We start from the raw sequence: 15,997 nt of genomic DNA, 5'->3' as shown, positions 1-15,997 counted from the left end.
ATCAAGATGTTACAGGTAGAACATTTATCATATGATGTTAAGGAGGAGGGCAGACAGTCAGAGATTCTCTCAGATGTCAGTTTTTCTGTTGGGGACGGTGAGATGTTAGTTATCACAGGGCCCAATGGAGGCGGAAAATCTACGCTGGCGAAGCTTCTGATGGGTATTAACAGACAGACTGCCGGGAAGATTATTTTGAATGGGGAAGACATCACCGACATGTCCATCAATGAACGCGCACAGGCGGGGATGGGATTTGCGTTTCAGCAGCCGCCCAGGTTCAAGGGGATGACGGTAAGACGTCTTTTATCCTATGCAGCGGGAAGGCAGCTTACAGAGGATGAGTGCTGTTCCCTGTTAAGCAGTGTGGGCTTATGCGCCATGGAATATATAGACAGGGAGGCGGATGCCACCTTGTCAGGCGGAGAGATGAAGCGTATCGAGATCGCGACTGTTTTGGCAAAGCATCATGATATCTGTATTTTTGATGAGCCGGAGGCCGGGATCGATCTGTGGAGCTTCTCCATGCTGATCAAGCGGTTTGAGAAGATCCACAAGGCAAAGAAGGAGAGCCTGATCCTGATTTCCCATCAGGAGAGGATCATCCGGATGGCAGACAGGATCATGGTGATCTCTGACGGAAAGGTGGATTCCATCGGCGCCGCAAAGGAGATCATGCCGCAGCTATTTGCTCAGGAAACAGAATCCTGTGCATGCAGACAGCAAAAAGGAGGTGAGCTCTGTGAAGCTTAGTGAAGCAGCAGAAAATGTACTCAAGGTGATCGATTCTTATGGATTTCAGGAGCAGGGCGCTTATAATCTCCGATTGAACGGGATGGCAGTGTGTCACGGTGACAGCCGCCATATCAGGATCGTGAAGAAGGAAGAGAAACCGGGGATCGATATTTTTATCAGTGGAGAGGCAAAGGAGGAACAGGTCCATATTCCTGTTGTCATGTCTGAGTCTGGTATGAAGGATGTTGTTTACAATGATTTTTATATAGAAGACGGTGCGGATGTGACGATCATCGCGGGCTGTGGGATCCATAATGACGGATGCAGTGATAGCCGCCACGACGGGATCCATGCTTTCCATATCGGAAAGGATGCCAATGTGAAGTATATTGAGAATCATTACGCAGAGGGAAGCGGGACCGGAGGGAAGGTTCTGAATCCTGTGACGAAGATCTATGTGGGAGAGAATTCTGTGTTTACCTTGGAGACAACTCAGATCAAAGGGGTAGATTCGACGGAGAGGGAGACCTTTATCGAGCTGGCCGAGGGGGCGAAGCTTTTTGTGACAGAGAAGCTGATGACTCATGACAGTCAGAGTGCGGTTTCGAATATGGATGTACAGTTAAATGGTGAAAACAGCTCCGCAAGGATCGTATCACGTTCGGTCGCAAAGGGAACCTCCAGGCAGGTATTCCACCCAAGGGCAGTCGGGAATAACCTGTGCCACGCGCATGTACAGTGCGATTCCATCATTATGGATCAGGCAGAGATCAGCTCCATCCCTGAGATCAATGCAAAGCATGTGGATGCGCAGATCGTCCATGAGGCCGCCATTGGAAGGATCAATGATGAGCAGCTGACAAAGCTGAGGACGTTTGGAATGTCTGAAGAGGAGGCCGAGGCAGTCATTATCGAGACCTTCCTGAATTAAGGAAGGGCCCGGTAAGCCGGAAACCCTCATCACCATGCCGGATGAAACCCGGCAGATGGGATGGAGGAAGTAAAAAGTACTTGGCGGATGCAAAAGAGCATGGGAACGGGACAGGAAGGAAGTTTAAAACATGATGAAAAAGAAACAGCTTGGGATCGCCTATATTGTTATATCGGCGTTCTGTTTTGCACTGATGAATATGTTTGTGCGTCTGTCAGGAGACCTGCCGTCTGTGCAGAAAAGTTTTTTTAGAAATCTGGTGGCACTCCTCTTTGCACTTATGATCTTAAAAAAGGATAAAGCCTGGTTCTCTGGAAAAAAGGAAAATATCAAGTATTTGTTGATTCGTTCTGCAGCCGGGACCATTGGAATACTCTGTAATTTTTATGCAGTGGACAGGATGGTGCTTTCGGATGCCTCTATGCTCAATAAGATGTCTCCGTTCTTCGTGATCGTTTTCAGTTACTTTATCTTAAGAGAGAAGATCAGGCCCCCGCAGATCTTGATCGTGGCAGGAGCCTTCCTGGGAAGCTTGCTGATCATTAAGCCCACGGCATCCATCTTCCAGACACCTGCGGCACTCATCGGGCTGCTGGGAGGCCTGACGGCAGGACTTGCATATACCTTTGTCAGGCTGCTGGGGGAAAGAGGAGAAAAGGGGCCTTTCATCGTGTTTATCTTTTCCTCCTTCTCCTGTATCGCAACCCTGCCGTTTCTGCTCTTTGAGTACCATCCGATGAGCGGGACGCAGATCCTGTATCTTCTGCTGGCAGGGCTTTGTGCCGCGGGCGGGCAGTTCGGTATCACGGCGGCGTATTTCCATGCACCAGCCAGGGAGATATCGGTATATGATTATTCACAGATCATTTTCTCTGCACTTCTGGGCTTCTTTGTATTTGGACAGATACCGGATGTGTTAAGCTGGATCGGATATGCGGTAATCTGTGCCATGGCGGTGCTGATGTTTTTGTATAATACCCGGAAAGCAGAGGCGGCTTCTTAGTCCGCCTTTGGTGCGGTAAACAGCCGGTACATTGCTTCAAGACATACCCGGCAGTGGAGACGGTAATACTCAAGATCGATGAATTCATTCGGTCCGTGGGCATTGCTGGACGGTTCATCCGGGAAGGCAGGGCCAAATGCGGCCACTCTGTTGTTGGCATGTCTTGCATAGGTTCCGCCGCCGGTGGAATAGACAGGGCAGGTTTTTTTGGTCACGGCTTCGTATGCGCCGGACAATGTGGCGGCTAACATAGAATCACTGGGAACATGCAGAGGGGCCATATGGTTTGCCTCTGTCAGTGTGATATGAAACGGCATACAGGCTGCCTCCAGCTGATGGAGGATCTGCTCTTTGTCTGCTGTGACAGGATACCGGATATCCACCGAAATCTTTTCCTCGCCATTCTGGCAGGAGACAACCCCTAAGTTTAAAGTCAAAGGACCAGAATCTTCGTCCTCCATCTGGATGCCGAGGGAACGACCTGTATACTCCGATCCGATCTTTTCTGCCGCAAAGGTAAGAAGCGGCCCAAGGTCTTCCTGAGGCAAAACCTGATGCAGCAGGCAGAGCAGCTTGGAGGCGGCATTCTCCCCTAATTCAGGTTCAGCTCCGTGTGCGGCTTTCCCGGCGCAGGTAAGATGGACCAGACCGTCTTTTTCATTCAGGGAGAAGTCTGCCCGGTCCCGGGTAAGCTTTGTCAAAGCTTCATATTGTGGGGTGCTCAAAGCGGCAGATGCAGAAGCCTGATTTGGTACGGCGTTCACCGCTGTACCTGCATGGAAGCTTCTGATGACACTTTCATCTCTGCGGGAAAATGAAAAATCAATTCTCAGAATTCCTTTCTCACTGTTGCAGATCCCATAGGAACAGTCCGGGGTAAAACCCATCACAGGAAAGCCCCGTCTGCTGTAGTAGACATCCAGGTCATCGCTTCCGATCTCCTCCCCGCATCCAAAAACTGTGCGGAGACAGTAATTCCCCTTTACGTTGGCATCCTTTAAAGCTTTGAGTGCATACAGGGCGGCGATCGCAGAGCCCTTGTCATCTGCAGTTCCGCGTCCGTACAGACGGTTTTCTTTCTGTGTCATCAAGAAGGGATCTGTGTCCCATCCGTCTCCGGCAGGGACTACATCCACATGAGTCAGCACATCCACGTAAGCGTTCCCCTCACCCAGACGGGCTTCTCCGGCATAGCCCTCCACATTTTCCGTAGACAGGCCGAGTCTTTCCGCCGTCTCAAGGATGAAATCCAGGGCATCGGCACAGGGCTGCCCAAAAGGCTTTCCCTCGAAACCAGCGTCACACACGGATGGGATGGAAATGAGCTTTGCCAGATCCTCCAGAATATGGTCAAAATAGGCATCAATCCTACTGCCAAAAAGCATTTGTTCTTTCATGGAAATACTCCTTTTCTTTAAAAATTGATCATTCAGACTGAAAATATGGTAATATTATACAGAAGAATGATTGGAAATCATGTCAATTTAGTTTATAATAGCATTAATTACTTTGTGGTATTCTCACAATTGGTCAAACAGGAGAACGTTTTATGAAAAATGATATTTCTTTAATAACCCCGATATCCAAAGATTTATTATATGTAAAGATAGCAGATGCGATTTCGGATTATATCAAGAAAAATAATCTGGTACCAGGGGATAAGCTTCCCTCTGAACGTGAGCTTGCGGCACGCTTTCAGACAAGCCGGCATTCCCTGAGGGAAGCACTGCGCGTCCTTGAGAATCAGGGGATAATCAGTTCCCAGATGGGGAGCGGCACTTATGTTTCGCATATCCGTGAACAGTCAAACCTTTACTTAGATTTTGTAAAGATCAATTATCTCGAGATGCTCAATATTAAGACGGAGCTTGAGAAATATGCCATAAAGCTTGTGATCGGCCTGGCAGAGGATCAGTCACTGGACGAACTGGAGCGCCTCCTGTGCATCATGGAAGAGAGCAGTGAGAAGGGCGTCTTCGCATCTGAGACGGACAAGAAGTTCCATTATCTTCTGGCTGATCTGTCCGGCAATAAGATGCTGGCCCAGATGATCAAGAAGATGATCGAGACATTCGACGAATATTATGGCGTTCTGCCTCAGTCTACACAGCTCTGCCTGGATACCGTCAGCTGCCACAGGGATCTTCTGAATGCAATAAAAAACCGGGATACAGATACTGCCCTTTCTTCCTGTGATGAGATCTGTCTGATCGACCAGAAGTTGATCAAAGTAGTCGTAGATCTGGACGCAGGAAAAGAAGCCGGCAGCTTATAGGTCTAAAATTTCAAAAAATATTGACAAATGTATGAACAATGTATATGATTACTACAAAAGGATGCAAAAACATAGTAACATAGTTGTGAAAAATGTGCAAGATTGTGGTGTGTGGGAGTGTTATGTGTGTAAAAATGCATGTGGATACTTGGAAAATACTGGCAGATACAGACAGATTCACTAAACACACCGTGCACAGGATGCCCGGGAACATCTTATCAGAGTTTCTTGATCTGATCGAATGTATGTATGAAAAAGAAAGGAGGGCAGTATTTTTTTTAAGACAAATTGGTTGAACCATTGTACCGATTTCCTGCTTTATGGCAAGAGGAAACATGAGAAAGAATTAGGAGGAGAAGAATGAAAAAGCGTTTATTATGTGTATTACTTACAGCAGCCATGGCAGTCACACTTGCAGCCGGATGCGGAAAAAGCGGCAGTGACAGCAAAAAGAATGACAAAGAGACAACATCCGCCTCATCAGGGGCAGAGGACACCCTGATCTTTGCACAGGGAGCCGATCCAAGAAGTCTGGATCCTGCATTTGCAGATGACGGAGAATCAACAAAGATCAATACCAATATCTATGAAGGTCTGGTACAGTATGCACCGAAGACCACAGAGATCGAGCCTTGTCTTGCAGAAAGCTGGGATATCAGCGAGGATGGCCTGACATATACCTTCCACCTGAGAGAAGGCGTCAAATTCCATGACGGCACTGATTTCAATGCCGAAGCAGTAAAATATAACTTTGACAGGCAGCTTCCCGGCAATGCGACAGAGGACATGCCTTATGCAGGATTTGTATTTGCACCTGTAAAAGATGTCGTCGTGGACGATGAGTATACGGTTACGATCCATCTGAATGAAGCCCAGACCCCGTTCCTTGCCAATCTTGCCATGATCCAGGGATCACCGATCGTAAGCCCGAAGGCATTGGAAGAGAACAACGGTAATGTGACAAAGAGTCCATGCGGGACAGGCCCATACAAATTCGTAAGCTGGGATACAGAGCAGTCCATTATCCTGGAGAGAAACGATGAGTACTGGGGAGAGCCGGCGAAGATGAAGAATGTGATTTTCAAGATCATCAAAGACAATTCTGCACGTGTGATCGCTCTGAATAACGGAGAAGCAGATATCATTGACGGCATCGATGCAACTGTTGTTGACCAGATCAAGGAGGCCGGAAATATCGTTCAGACAGATGAGGCTATGATGACAAACTACATGGCATTCAATACGACAGACGGTGTCTTTAAAGACAAGGAAGCAAGAAGAGCTGTCTGTGCAGCGATCAATGTTCCTGAGATGGTAGAAACACTGTACCAGGGCTATGATGTACCGGCAACCACATTCCTTCCGACATCCCTGCCAGGATATGATGAGAGCATTAAACCGGCAGAATATGACCCGGAAGCGGCAAAGGCAAAATTAAGTGATCTGGGCGTGACCTCCATTCATATTATTACATACTCCAATCCAAGGCCATACAACACAGTCGGCGGGCAGAAGCTGGCTGAGGCTGTACAGGGATACCTTTCCAAGGTCGGCGTGGAGTGCACGATCGACGCTTATGACTGGACTACATTTAAGACCATTGCACAGGGCGGAGATTTCGATCTGATGTTCGCTGGCTGGGGCGGAGATAACGGAGACCCGGATAACTTCATGAATCTGCTTGCTACAGATGATGTTTCCATGAACTACTCACATTTCCACAATGAGAAATATAATGAGCTGATCGCAAAAGGTCTGATCACGCCGGTAGGAGAAGAGAGAAGTGCCATCTACACAGAATGCGAGAAGATCATTGCCGATGAGGCCCCTATGCTTCCGATCTCACATGCAAACTTCATGTGTGGAGTAGCTAAGAATGTGGACGGCTTCTTCTATCATGTTGCATGCGGTACTAAGCTGGCAGGTGTCACAAAAAAATAGCCGGATAGGACAGCAGTAAAAAGAATAACAAGGACTTTTCTGGGGGATTGCTTTTGTAAGAATCCCCCAGAAGAGCTTTTCATCCAGTAAAACAGTCTGCATAGAAATTAGCGGACTCTTATTTTGAAAGGAGACAGCAGGGGATTACATATGGGAAAATATATTATAAAACGGCTTCTCATGCTTATTCCGGTTCTGCTCGGCGTATCCATCATTGTATTTACGATCACACATGTGTTTTCTCCCGACCCGGCTCCGGTCGTGCTGGGACAGCATGCGACAGAAGAGTCGATGGAGCAGTGGCGCGAAGCAAACGGATTAACAGGTTCGGCGGTCAGCCAGTTCGGGAATTACATGGCAGGCATTGTAAAAGGTGACCTGGGAAATTCATATTATACCAAGATGCCGGTGACAGAGGAACTTGCCGCACGTTTTCCGGCAACGATCGAGCTTGCGGTCGTATCGATCATACTTGCCTCGATCTTCGGGATACTCATCGGAGTGGTCTCGGCAGTGAAAAAGAATTCCATTTGGGACAATGGAGGGCGGATTCTCTCACTGGTAGGTGTTTCGGTCCCCATTTTCTGGCTTGGAGTCATGATGATCATCCTCTTTTCGGGAATCCTGCACTGGCTCCCGTCAGGCGGACAGATCGATCCTCTTTTAAAGCCTGAGGCGGTGACAAGATTTAATCTTTTGAATTGTATCATTACCGGAAATACAGCAGCGCTTAAGGATTCCTTAAAGCATATCATCATGCCGGCGCTGGCGCTTTCTATGTATTCCATGGCCATTACGACCAGGATCACGAGAAGCAGCATGTTAGACAGTATGAAGCAGGATTATGTCAGGACCGCAAGGGCCAAAGGGCTTGGAGAGGGAAGGGTGTTAAGAAAACATGTCCTTAGGAACTCCATGAATCCGGTCGTTACGATCATCGGCCTGCAGTTTGGCAGTCTTTTAGGAGGTGCGGTGCTGACAGAAAAGGTCTTTTCCTGGCCAGGGATCGGCTCCTATATCGTGGACTGTGTACAGAAATCGGACTTCCCGGTCATTCAGGGGGCAGTTCTTCTCACAGCTACGATCTATGTGATTGTAAACCTGGCAGTAGACATTATTTACACATTCCTGGATCCGCGGATCAAGCTGGGAAAGAAGGAGGGATAACCATATGGCACTTAAAAAAACAACAGCACAAGAGGCTTTGCTTCAGGAAAAGCCAGAATCAGAGTTGAGATCAATATGGGAATCCTTGAAATTGAGCAAGACTGCAGTGATCGGTATGGTCATCATTATCATATTGATCCTGATCGCGTTAGTTACCTTCATTACTGAGAAGGCAGGAATCCAGATCCTGCCATATGACCCGAATGAGGCAGATATGTCGGCCAGCTTTGTAGCTCCGTGCGCTGAGCACTGGTTTGGAACGGATGAACTGGGACGGGATATTTTCAGCCGGATCCTGGACGGAACAAAGATTTCTCTATTCGTTGGTTTTTCGGTGGTCATCTTTTCCATGTTTTTCGGGATCATTCTGGGAGCAGTTGCGGGATATAAAGGCGGCGTCATCGACACGGTGATCATGAGGCTGATGGATATCATGCTGTCGATCCCCGGGATACTGTTCGCGATTACGCTGATGGCTGCCCTGGGAAAAGGGCTTGATAAGGCCATCATCGCGATCGGTATCGTGTCCATCCCGGAGTATGCCAGGATCGTCAGGGGGAGCGTGCTCCAGGCGAAGGAGAGCGATTATACGCAGGCGGCGCGGGTCATCGGAAATAAAGATATCAGGATCATTTTTAACCATATCCTTCCCAATGTCATTTCCCCGATCATCGTCAGGGCCACATTGGGAATCTCCGGTGCGATCCTGGATACCGCGGCATTGGGCTTCCTGGGACTGGGCGTACAGCCGCCCCTCGCAGAATGGGGAGATATGCTGGGCCGGGCAAAAGGTTATATCTTTTCTGCACCGTATACCCTGGTGTTCCCGGGACTTGCGATTACCCTGGCTGTGCTGGCCTTTAACTTGTTCGGCGACGGATTGAGCGATGCGTTAGATCCGAAATCCAGAAAGCGTTAGGTGGTGAGTGTATGTTACTTGAAGTAAAGAATTTAAAGACCGAATTTAAAATGCGCAAGGGCATTGTTAAGGCCGTGGATGATGTCAGTTTTTCCGTCGGCCAGGGAGAGGTCCTGGCAGTGGTGGGAGAGTCCGGCTCAGGCAAGAGTGTGACATCACTTTCCATCATGGGGCTTTTACAGGATCCGGGAAAGGTCACCGGAGGCGAGGTACTGTTCAAGGGAGAGGATCTTCTTGGAAAGAGTAAAAAAGAGATGCAGGCGATCCGGGGACATCATATTTCCATGATCTTCCAGGAGCCGATGACGTCCTTAAATCCTGTGTATAAGATCAAGGACCAGCTGACAGAAAGTATCATGCTTCATATGAAGCTTACGAAGAAGGAAGCTCTTGAGAGGGCAGTGGAGATGCTAAAGCTGGTGGGAATTCCATCAGCCAGAGAGAGGGCGGATGAATATCCGCATCAGATGAGCGGAGGAATGCGGCAGCGTGTTATGATCGCCATGGCTCTTGCATGCAACCCTGAGCTGCTCATTGCAGATGAGCCGACGACAGCATTGGATGTGACGATACAGGCACAGATCCTGGAACTGCTCGGTGAGATGAGAGAGAAGTTTCATATGGCAGTGCTGCTGATCACCCATGATCTGGGAGTGGTTTCCGAGACGGCAGACAGAGTGGTGGTCATGTACTGCGGAAAAGTGATGGAAAACGCAAAGGTGGAAGAGCTCTTTACGAACCCCCTCCACCCTTATACGGTGGGGCTTTTGAAATCCATTCCAAGTCTTGAAAATGACAGTGAAGAGCCTCTGTATATGATCAAAGGGATGGTGCCAAATCCTCTGAGGATGCCGCCCGGCTGTCCATTCTCTGACCGCTGCGAGAAATGCATGGAGCGGTGTAAGAAAGAATTGCCCGGATTGACAGATCTAGACGGCCATGAGGTAAGGTGCTTTTTGTATTCTGGAGAAAAGGAGGGGGCGTAGGATGGGAGAAGTCATTTTAGATGTACAGCATTTATCGAAATATTTTACGGTCGACAAGGGAACCTTCGGAAAAAATAAAAAGATACTCAAAGCAGTCGATGACGTTTCCTTTCAGATCCACAGGGGAGAGACATTCGGTCTGGTAGGAGAATCCGGCTGTGGAAAGACGACGATCGGCAAGATGCTTGTGAATCTTTATCGCCCAAGCGGCGGAAAGATCCTGTTTGAGGAAAAAGAGCTGACTGGGTTAAAGCCTGCGCAAAGGCGCCAGTATTGTAAGGACATCCAGCTCATTTTCCAGGACCCATATGCGTCCCTCAATCCAAGGATGACGATCGGGGACATCATCGCAGAGCCAATTCTGATCAATAAGCTGCTCCCTGCTAATCAGGTGGAGGAGAGAGTGAACTACCTGCTGAACCGGGTGGGACTCGCGAACCACCAGAGGAACCGCTATCCTCATGAATTTTCAGGAGGACAGAGACAGAGAGTCGGAATCGCAAGAGCACTGGCTGTAGAGCCAAAGCTGATCGTGTGTGACGAGCCTGTCTCCGCACTGGACGTATCCATCCAGGCACAGGTCTTAAACCTGCTGAGTGAACTGCAGGAGGAGTTTGGGCTGACCTATCTGTTTATTGCCCATGGGCTGAATGTGGTCCGTCATATCAGCGACCGGGTGGGTGTCATGTACTTGGGGAAAATGGTGGAGATCGCACCGAAAAAGGAATTGTATTCAAATCCTCTTCACCCATATACCCAGGCACTTTTATCTGCGGCGCCGTCCATCGGCAGCAGGAAGAAGGAACGCATCATCCTGAAGGGAGATGTGCCAAGCCCGATCAACCCTCCCAAGGGCTGCAGGTTCTGTGGGCGCTGTTTCAAGAAGGAGGACGGCTGCAGGGAGTATGTCCCTGAATTAAAGGAAATAAAGCCCGGACATTTTGCGGCCTGCTGTCTTTTACAGCAGGAGGCGTGATAAGCGGCTGAAATGCTTTTCGGAACAGCGGGCCAGATAGTTTTGTAAATCTTCCGGGAAGCCTTTCAAGAGTAAAAAAATCGTGATATAATGTAGGACGTAGCAAGACTGCCTTCGTATAGGAAAGGCAATTTGCAGAAAGAGAGGTGTTTTTCAAATGGAGCAAAATGGAAATCTGATGTGGGCACTTGTAAAGGAAAAAGCGGAGCCTGGATTATGGCTGAGACAGCGGGAGATTCCTGAGACAGGAAAGAATGATGTCAAGATTAAGATCCATAAGACTTCAATCTGTGGAACAGACGTACATATTTACAATTGGAACGAATGGGCACAGAACACGATTCCGATCGGTCTGACGGCAGGACATGAATATGTTGGGGAGATCGTGGAGATCGGAGAGAACGTTGAAGGGTTTAAAATCGGTGAGCTGGTCTCAGGGGAAGGCCACATCGTATGCGGAAAGTGCAGGAACTGTCTGGCAGGACAACCTCACCTTTGCAGGAACACACAGGGCGTTGGTGTGAACCGCAACGGTGCATTTGCAGAGTATCTTGTGATTCCGGCGAAGAATGTATGGCGCTGCAGCTCTTCCATCGAAGAGGAATTATACTCCTGCTTCGATCCGTTAGGAAATGCAGTACACACGGCTCTGGCATTCAACATGATTGGGGAAGATGTGTTGATCACAGGAGCCGGCCCGATCGGCTGTATGGCAGCGGCCATCAGCAGACACGTTGGTGCGAGACATGTTGTTATCACTGATATGAATGAGTACCGTCTGGAGCTTGCGAAGAAACTGGGAGCGACAAGAACAGTTAATATCGCAAAGGAGAGCCTGGATGATGTGGAGCATGAGCTTGGCATGAAAGAAGGCTTCGACGTGGGACTTGAGATGTCAGGCAACCAGTCCGGCTTCAATGATATGGTAAACCACATGAAGAACGGCGGTAAGATCGCACTTCTGGGCTTACAGAGAGCCGATGCACGTATCAACTGGGAGAAGGTGATCTTCAACGGTCTGACCCTCAAGGGAATCTACGGAAGAGAGATGTGGGAGACTTGGTATAAGATGACGACCATGCTTCAGAGCGGACTTGATATTCATGAGATCATCACACACAGATTCGACATCCGCGATTACGAAAAAGGATTTGAAGCCATGAACAGCGGTAATTCAGGAAAGGTTGTCCTGGATTGGAGCCACATTCACGAAGAAAGATAGGAAAGAGGGAGATTTTGGAAATGGAACAGTGGAAAAACGACTTATTAGGCATTTACAGAAATGAGATCAAAAGCATTACCGATGATGGGCTTTTGAAGAATGAGACTCCGCTCTGTTCTCCACAGGGAAGACAGATCAGCCTGGAAGACGGAAGAAAAGTCATCAACATGTGTGCAAACAACTATCTTGGACTGGCTGATGATCCGAGAGTGATCGAGGCTGCGAAGCAGGCGTATGATGAGAGAGGATATGGACTTTCTTCTGTACGTTTCATCTGTGGTACACAGGACATCCATTTACAGCTTGAGAAGACGATCAGTAACTTCCTTGGAATGGAAGATACGATCCTGTATTCCTCCTGCTTCGATGCTAACGGCGGTCTGTTTGAGACGATCCTGACAGCAGATGACGCAGTCATCAGTGACGAGCTGAACCATGCAAGTATCATCGATGGTGTCCGCCTGTGCAAGGCAAAACGTTTCCGTTACAAAAACAATAACATGGAAGACCTGGAGGCTAAGTTAAAAGAGGCAGACGAGGCCGGTGCAAGGATAAAACTGATCGCTACAGACGGTGTATTCTCCATGGATGGGATCATTGCTGATTTAAAGGGTGTTTGTGCATTAGCCGAAAAGTACCATGCACTTGTCATGGTAGATGACAGCCATTCAGCAGGATTTGTAGGAAAGACCGGACGCGGCACAGCAGAGTACTGCGGTGTGACAGACAAAGTCGACATCATTACAGGAACATTGGGCAAGGCACTTGGCGGAGCATCCGGCGGATATACAAGCGGAAGAAAAGAGATCATCGATTTACTCCGTCAGAGAAGCCGTCCGTACCTCTTCTCCAATACACTGGCTCCGGCTATCGTGAAGGCCAGCATGGAAGTGTTCAAGATCCTGGAGGCAGACACCTCTTTGAGAGACCATTTAGAGGAGATCACAGCTTACTACCGTGAGAAGCTGACAGAAGCCAACTTCGATATCATCCCGGGAGTACATCCGATCGTGCCGATCATGCTGTATGATGAGCATAAAGCAACAGATATGGCAGCACGTATGATGGCAAAGGGTGTTTATGTGGTAGCATTCTCATATCCGGTAGTTCCGAAGGGAAAAGCAAGGATCAGAACTCAGGTCTGCGCATCCCACACAAAAGAGGATATCGATTACATCGTAAAATGCTTCATCGAGGCGAGAGACGAGATGCAGGCATAGGATTGATGCAGGTTTAGATTCATCCAAAAGAAAGACATAGAAAAGGCAGGGGAAACCCTGCCTTTTAAAATAGCATTTAGTCGTACTTTTCCATCCATTCATTGACAAGCTTGCAATACTTATCGTTTTCTTCTACGAAGCACATATGTCTGCATCCATCGAACAGCTCCCATTTGGAGTTCGGAATCAGATCATACATGGTCTTAGCTACGAATGGTGTACAAAGGTCATTTGTTCCGCTGATAATGAGTGCCGGCTCTTTGATGCCGCCGATCTTATCGCGGTATTCCCATCCGCCCAGGCTTCCTGTCGGATTGTATTCATTCGGTCCCCATCCAGCAACATAAGCTTCTGTACCGGATTTCTTCGGACGGCGTAAGCATTCTGGTGAGTCTTCTGTTACTTCACCTGCACAGTGGAGCAGCATAAATCTTTCATTTGCAGCCAGATAAGCAGGATCGTCAAAGTTGCCTGTCTCTTCAGCCTTTGCAATTGCTTCCTGGTCTTCCTTAGACATGAACTTGATCATGCGGTGCTGCTCGTGAGCCCACAGCTCAGCAGCCGGAAGTGTACTGGAAAGAATCACGGACTTTACGCCTTCTGGTTTGTAATCGCACAGATACTCGATTGCAAGCATTCCGCCCCAGGACTGTCCTAACAGATGGACCTCATCTAATCCAAGGTGCTTTCTCAGTTCGATCAGCTCGTTGTCCCATGTCTTAGAGCACCACAGTTCTGGATGTCCATCTACATAAGAGTTACCGCATCCAATCTGGTCATAAGAGATGATAGCACGTCCCTCTTCTGCAAGTCTGTCCAATACTTCAAAATAGTTGTGTGTAGATCCAGGACCGCCGTGTAGTAAAACAAGAGGTTTCTTGTTGCCTTTGCATTCCCCAACGATACGGTAGTAAGTCTTGTACCCCAGATATGGCATATAACCTTCAATGACTTTCATATATGTACCCTCCTTGCCGTTTTTCGGCTCTTTTATAATACTTTTATATTATAACAGACTTGGATGATACTTTCAATTCAAGCTATGAGAAATTCTTAACAATTTACTGGTTACAGGAATTTATCCAGTTCGTTTTCTACCTGGGGCATTTTCTTTACTTTTGGGGAACGAATCACATTTCCGCGGGTTACTACCATACTGATGCTGCGAAGTGCGGTCAGATCCTCCAGCGGATTGTCCTTAGTAACAATAAAGTCAGCGCATTTTCCTTCTTCAATGGAGCCGGTGATGTTCCTAAGTCCCGCTAATTCAGCATTGCGTTTTGTGGCGGTATACAGAGCAAAGGTGTTGGAAACACCACAGTATTTATGGAAATAGTTGACCTCACGCCACATATCATAATGGATAGTGTACGGGCATCCGGTATCTGTACCAAGCCCTACGGGGATGTCGTTTTCCAGGCATGTCTTTTGTTGAGGTAAGATAACGTAACCTTTTTTGCAGAGGGCGTTATCTTACCTCTTTTTTTATGTATGTTAGATAGCATAGCTCTTTACGTCGGCTCCTATCTGTCTGAAATAGGAGATACTTTCGGTAGGCTTGTCGCCTGTATCAACTCTGCCGACAAAGCTATAAAAGATTTCGATTTTACGGGTGTTCGTTTCCTTATCCAGTTCGTGAATAAGAATACGGTCAATAAATTCATGGACGTTTTCGTAAGTCAGTTCTTCAATCGCGGTGTATTTGCGTACCAGTACGACAAACCTTTTCACGTCCGCGCTGCGCTCGGTGGCGGTGTCGATTTCCTGTGACAGCTCCGCAATCTTCCGGGTCAGCGTCTTTTTTTCTTCATCATAGCCGGAAATCAGAAAAGCAAACTGTTCATCTGAAAGTTTCCCTAAAGCGTTGTCCTCATAGAGCTTGCGGAATAAGATGTTCAGCTCGTCAATCCGGCTTTGCGCCTTGTCAAACTCTCTCCGCTGCTGCGTAAGCGTCTTTTGGATTGCCTTTGCGCTGTACTCGTTGGCAGTTTCAACAAACTCCTGTTCATGTTCTTTCACATAAGACATTACGCGCTGCAAGTCTGTAAGGACAAGTTCTTTCAGTACGCTTTTGCGGATATAATGCGTAGTACAGAGCATATCATTTCTTGCCCGGTTGCGATAGTTGCCGCAAGTGTAGGCGTGTTTGCGTTCAGGTGTCCCGGCTCCGCGTACTGCGTACATTTTATAGCCTCAGTCAGCGCAAAAGAAAAGCCCAGAGAATAGGTCGATTTCATCTACCTTTGTCGGGCGGTGCCGGGTGGCAATCCGCTTCTGTGCAAGTTCAAAGGTTTCTTCGTCAATCAGAGGTTCGTGCGTGTTGGGGAAGAAATACCTTTTTTCCTCCGGGTTCTTTTTCGTCTTTTTCGACTTATAAGATACCTTGTAGGTTTTCCCGGTTATGGTATGCCCTAAATACTCTTTCCTTGTCAGAATGTCATATAGCGTCTTATCCGGCCAGTTGTACCATGCGTTGAGCTGCGGGCGGGGGTGTCGTTTGCTTCCTGTCCTACGGTAGCGCAGTTCCCCGACGGTCAGTATCTTATTATCCCGTAGCCAGTTCTGGATTTCACACATACGGTCGCCCCGTACATACATTGCAAAAATCTGTTTTACGACGTG

At 48.1% G+C, this 15,997-nt stretch carries 14 protein-coding genes and 1 pseudogene; 11 read left to right on the top strand and 4 right to left on the bottom strand.

Features of this window, described 5'->3' with window-relative positions:
* Window positions 1-6: 6 nt before the first annotated feature.
* The 3 genes from AC4OGX_RS06355 (at window position 7) to AC4OGX_RS06345 (ending at window position 2,669) form a co-directional block, all read left to right on the top strand.
* The gene (locus tag AC4OGX_RS06355; protein ID WP_493329200.1) at window positions 7-753 is read left to right on the top strand and encodes an ABC transporter ATP-binding protein; all 747 of its coding nucleotides are present in this window, start codon (window positions 7-9) and stop codon (window positions 751-753) included.
* Window positions 743-1,666, top strand: coding sequence for a SufB/SufD family protein (locus tag AC4OGX_RS06350; protein ID WP_493329198.1), 924 nt, complete (start codon window positions 743-745; stop codon window positions 1,664-1,666). The genes AC4OGX_RS06355 and AC4OGX_RS06350 overlap by 11 nt, the downstream gene beginning before the upstream one ends.
* Before the next feature lie 133 nt (window positions 1,667-1,799).
* Window positions 1,800-2,669 (top strand): DMT family transporter, encoded by an 870-nt coding sequence (locus tag AC4OGX_RS06345; RefSeq protein ID WP_493329480.1) that lies wholly within the window; start codon window positions 1,800-1,802, stop codon window positions 2,667-2,669.
* On the opposite strand, the gene AC4OGX_RS06340 is transcribed toward AC4OGX_RS06345, so the two are convergent.
* Complete coding sequence (locus AC4OGX_RS06340) at window positions 2,666-4,066, bottom strand: Sapep family Mn(2+)-dependent dipeptidase (RefSeq protein ID WP_493329196.1); 1,401 nt, start codon at window positions 4,064-4,066, stop codon at window positions 2,666-2,668. The two genes, AC4OGX_RS06345 and AC4OGX_RS06340, sit on opposite strands and share 4 nt — an antisense overlap.
* Before the next feature lie 152 nt (window positions 4,067-4,218).
* On the opposite strand from AC4OGX_RS06340, the gene AC4OGX_RS06335 reads away from it, so the two are divergent.
* The 8 genes from AC4OGX_RS06335 (at window position 4,219) to AC4OGX_RS06300 (ending at window position 13,375) form a co-directional block, all read left to right on the top strand.
* Window positions 4,219-4,944, top strand: coding sequence for a FadR/GntR family transcriptional regulator (locus tag AC4OGX_RS06335; RefSeq protein WP_493329194.1), 726 nt, complete (start codon window positions 4,219-4,221; stop codon window positions 4,942-4,944).
* A gap of 360 nt (window positions 4,945-5,304) precedes the next feature.
* Complete coding sequence (locus AC4OGX_RS06330) at window positions 5,305-6,885, top strand: ABC transporter substrate-binding protein (RefSeq protein ID WP_493329193.1); 1,581 nt, start codon at window positions 5,305-5,307, stop codon at window positions 6,883-6,885.
* Between the two features lie 150 nt (window positions 6,886-7,035).
* Complete coding sequence (locus AC4OGX_RS06325) at window positions 7,036-8,052, top strand: ABC transporter permease (protein WP_493329191.1); 1,017 nt, start codon at window positions 7,036-7,038, stop codon at window positions 8,050-8,052.
* A 4-nt stretch (window positions 8,053-8,056) separates the two neighbouring features.
* Window positions 8,057-8,971 (top strand): ABC transporter permease, encoded by a 915-nt coding sequence (locus AC4OGX_RS06320; RefSeq protein ID WP_493329189.1) that lies wholly within the window; start codon window positions 8,057-8,059, stop codon window positions 8,969-8,971.
* An 11-nt stretch (window positions 8,972-8,982) separates the two neighbouring features.
* On the top strand, window positions 8,983-9,957 hold the full coding sequence (locus AC4OGX_RS06315; RefSeq protein WP_493329188.1) for an ABC transporter ATP-binding protein: 975 nt from the start codon (window positions 8,983-8,985) through the stop codon (window positions 9,955-9,957).
* A 1-nt stretch (window position 9,958) separates the two neighbouring features.
* A complete protein-coding gene (locus AC4OGX_RS06310; protein ID WP_493329187.1) occupies window positions 9,959-10,933 on the top strand; it encodes an ABC transporter ATP-binding protein in 975 nt (324 codons plus the stop codon).
* Between the two features lie 157 nt (window positions 10,934-11,090).
* Window positions 11,091-12,155: an L-threonine 3-dehydrogenase gene (gene tdh / locus AC4OGX_RS06305; protein WP_493329185.1), complete on the top strand. Its 1,065-nt coding sequence runs from the start codon at window positions 11,091-11,093 to the stop codon at window positions 12,153-12,155.
* Window positions 12,156-12,175: 20 nt separating this feature from the next.
* Entirely contained in the window at window positions 12,176-13,375 is a 1,200-nt protein-coding gene (locus AC4OGX_RS06300) for a glycine C-acetyltransferase (protein WP_493329183.1), read from the top strand.
* A gap of 76 nt (window positions 13,376-13,451) precedes the next feature.
* Here AC4OGX_RS06300 and pepI read toward each other — a convergent pair whose 3' ends face one another.
* From pepI to AC4OGX_RS06285, 3 genes and pseudogenes are all read right to left on the bottom strand, one after another.
* On the bottom strand, window positions 13,452-14,333 hold the full coding sequence (gene pepI, locus AC4OGX_RS06295) for a proline iminopeptidase (RefSeq protein ID WP_216241310.1): 882 nt from the start codon (window positions 14,331-14,333) through the stop codon (window positions 13,452-13,454).
* Between the two features lie 110 nt (window positions 14,334-14,443).
* On the bottom strand, window positions 14,444-14,794 hold the full coding sequence (locus tag AC4OGX_RS06290) for an amidohydrolase family protein (RefSeq protein ID WP_493329479.1): 351 nt from the start codon (window positions 14,792-14,794) through the stop codon (window positions 14,444-14,446).
* 75 nt (window positions 14,795-14,869) lie between these two features.
* Window positions 14,870-15,997 (bottom strand): annotated as a pseudogene (locus AC4OGX_RS06285) (DUF4368 domain-containing protein); the annotation flags it as partial.

The organism is Faecalicatena sp., from assembly GCF_058819085.1.
This window is presented reverse-complemented; position numbering and strand designations above follow the sequence as displayed.

Bases quoted from the DNA above. Each gene is read 5' to 3' on its own strand.
- AC4OGX_RS06310 (WP_493329187.1), top strand. From the start codon at position 9,959: ATGGGAGAAGTCATTTTAGATGTACAGCATTTATCGAAATATTTTACG.
- AC4OGX_RS06355 (WP_493329200.1), top strand. From the start codon at position 7: ATGTTACAGGTAGAACATTTATCATATGATGTTAAGGAGGAGGGCAGA.
- tdh (WP_493329185.1), top strand. From the start codon at position 11,091: ATGGAGCAAAATGGAAATCTGATGTGGGCACTTGTAAAGGAAAAAGCG.
- pepI (WP_216241310.1), bottom strand. From the start codon at position 14,333: ATGAAAGTCATTGAAGGTTATATGCCATATCTGGGGTACAAGACTTAC.
- AC4OGX_RS06345 (WP_493329480.1), top strand. From the start codon at position 1,800: ATGAAAAAGAAACAGCTTGGGATCGCCTATATTGTTATATCGGCGTTC.
- AC4OGX_RS06320 (WP_493329189.1), top strand. From the start codon at position 8,057: ATGGCACTTAAAAAAACAACAGCACAAGAGGCTTTGCTTCAGGAAAAG.
- AC4OGX_RS06330 (WP_493329193.1), top strand. From the start codon at position 5,305: ATGAAAAAGCGTTTATTATGTGTATTACTTACAGCAGCCATGGCAGTC.
- AC4OGX_RS06315 (WP_493329188.1), top strand. From the start codon at position 8,983: ATGTTACTTGAAGTAAAGAATTTAAAGACCGAATTTAAAATGCGCAAG.
- AC4OGX_RS06325 (WP_493329191.1), top strand. From the start codon at position 7,036: ATGGGAAAATATATTATAAAACGGCTTCTCATGCTTATTCCGGTTCTG.
- AC4OGX_RS06300 (WP_493329183.1), top strand. From the start codon at position 12,176: ATGGAACAGTGGAAAAACGACTTATTAGGCATTTACAGAAATGAGATC.
- AC4OGX_RS06335 (WP_493329194.1), top strand. From the start codon at position 4,219: ATGAAAAATGATATTTCTTTAATAACCCCGATATCCAAAGATTTATTA.
- AC4OGX_RS06340 (WP_493329196.1), bottom strand. From the start codon at position 4,066: ATGAAAGAACAAATGCTTTTTGGCAGTAGGATTGATGCCTATTTTGAC.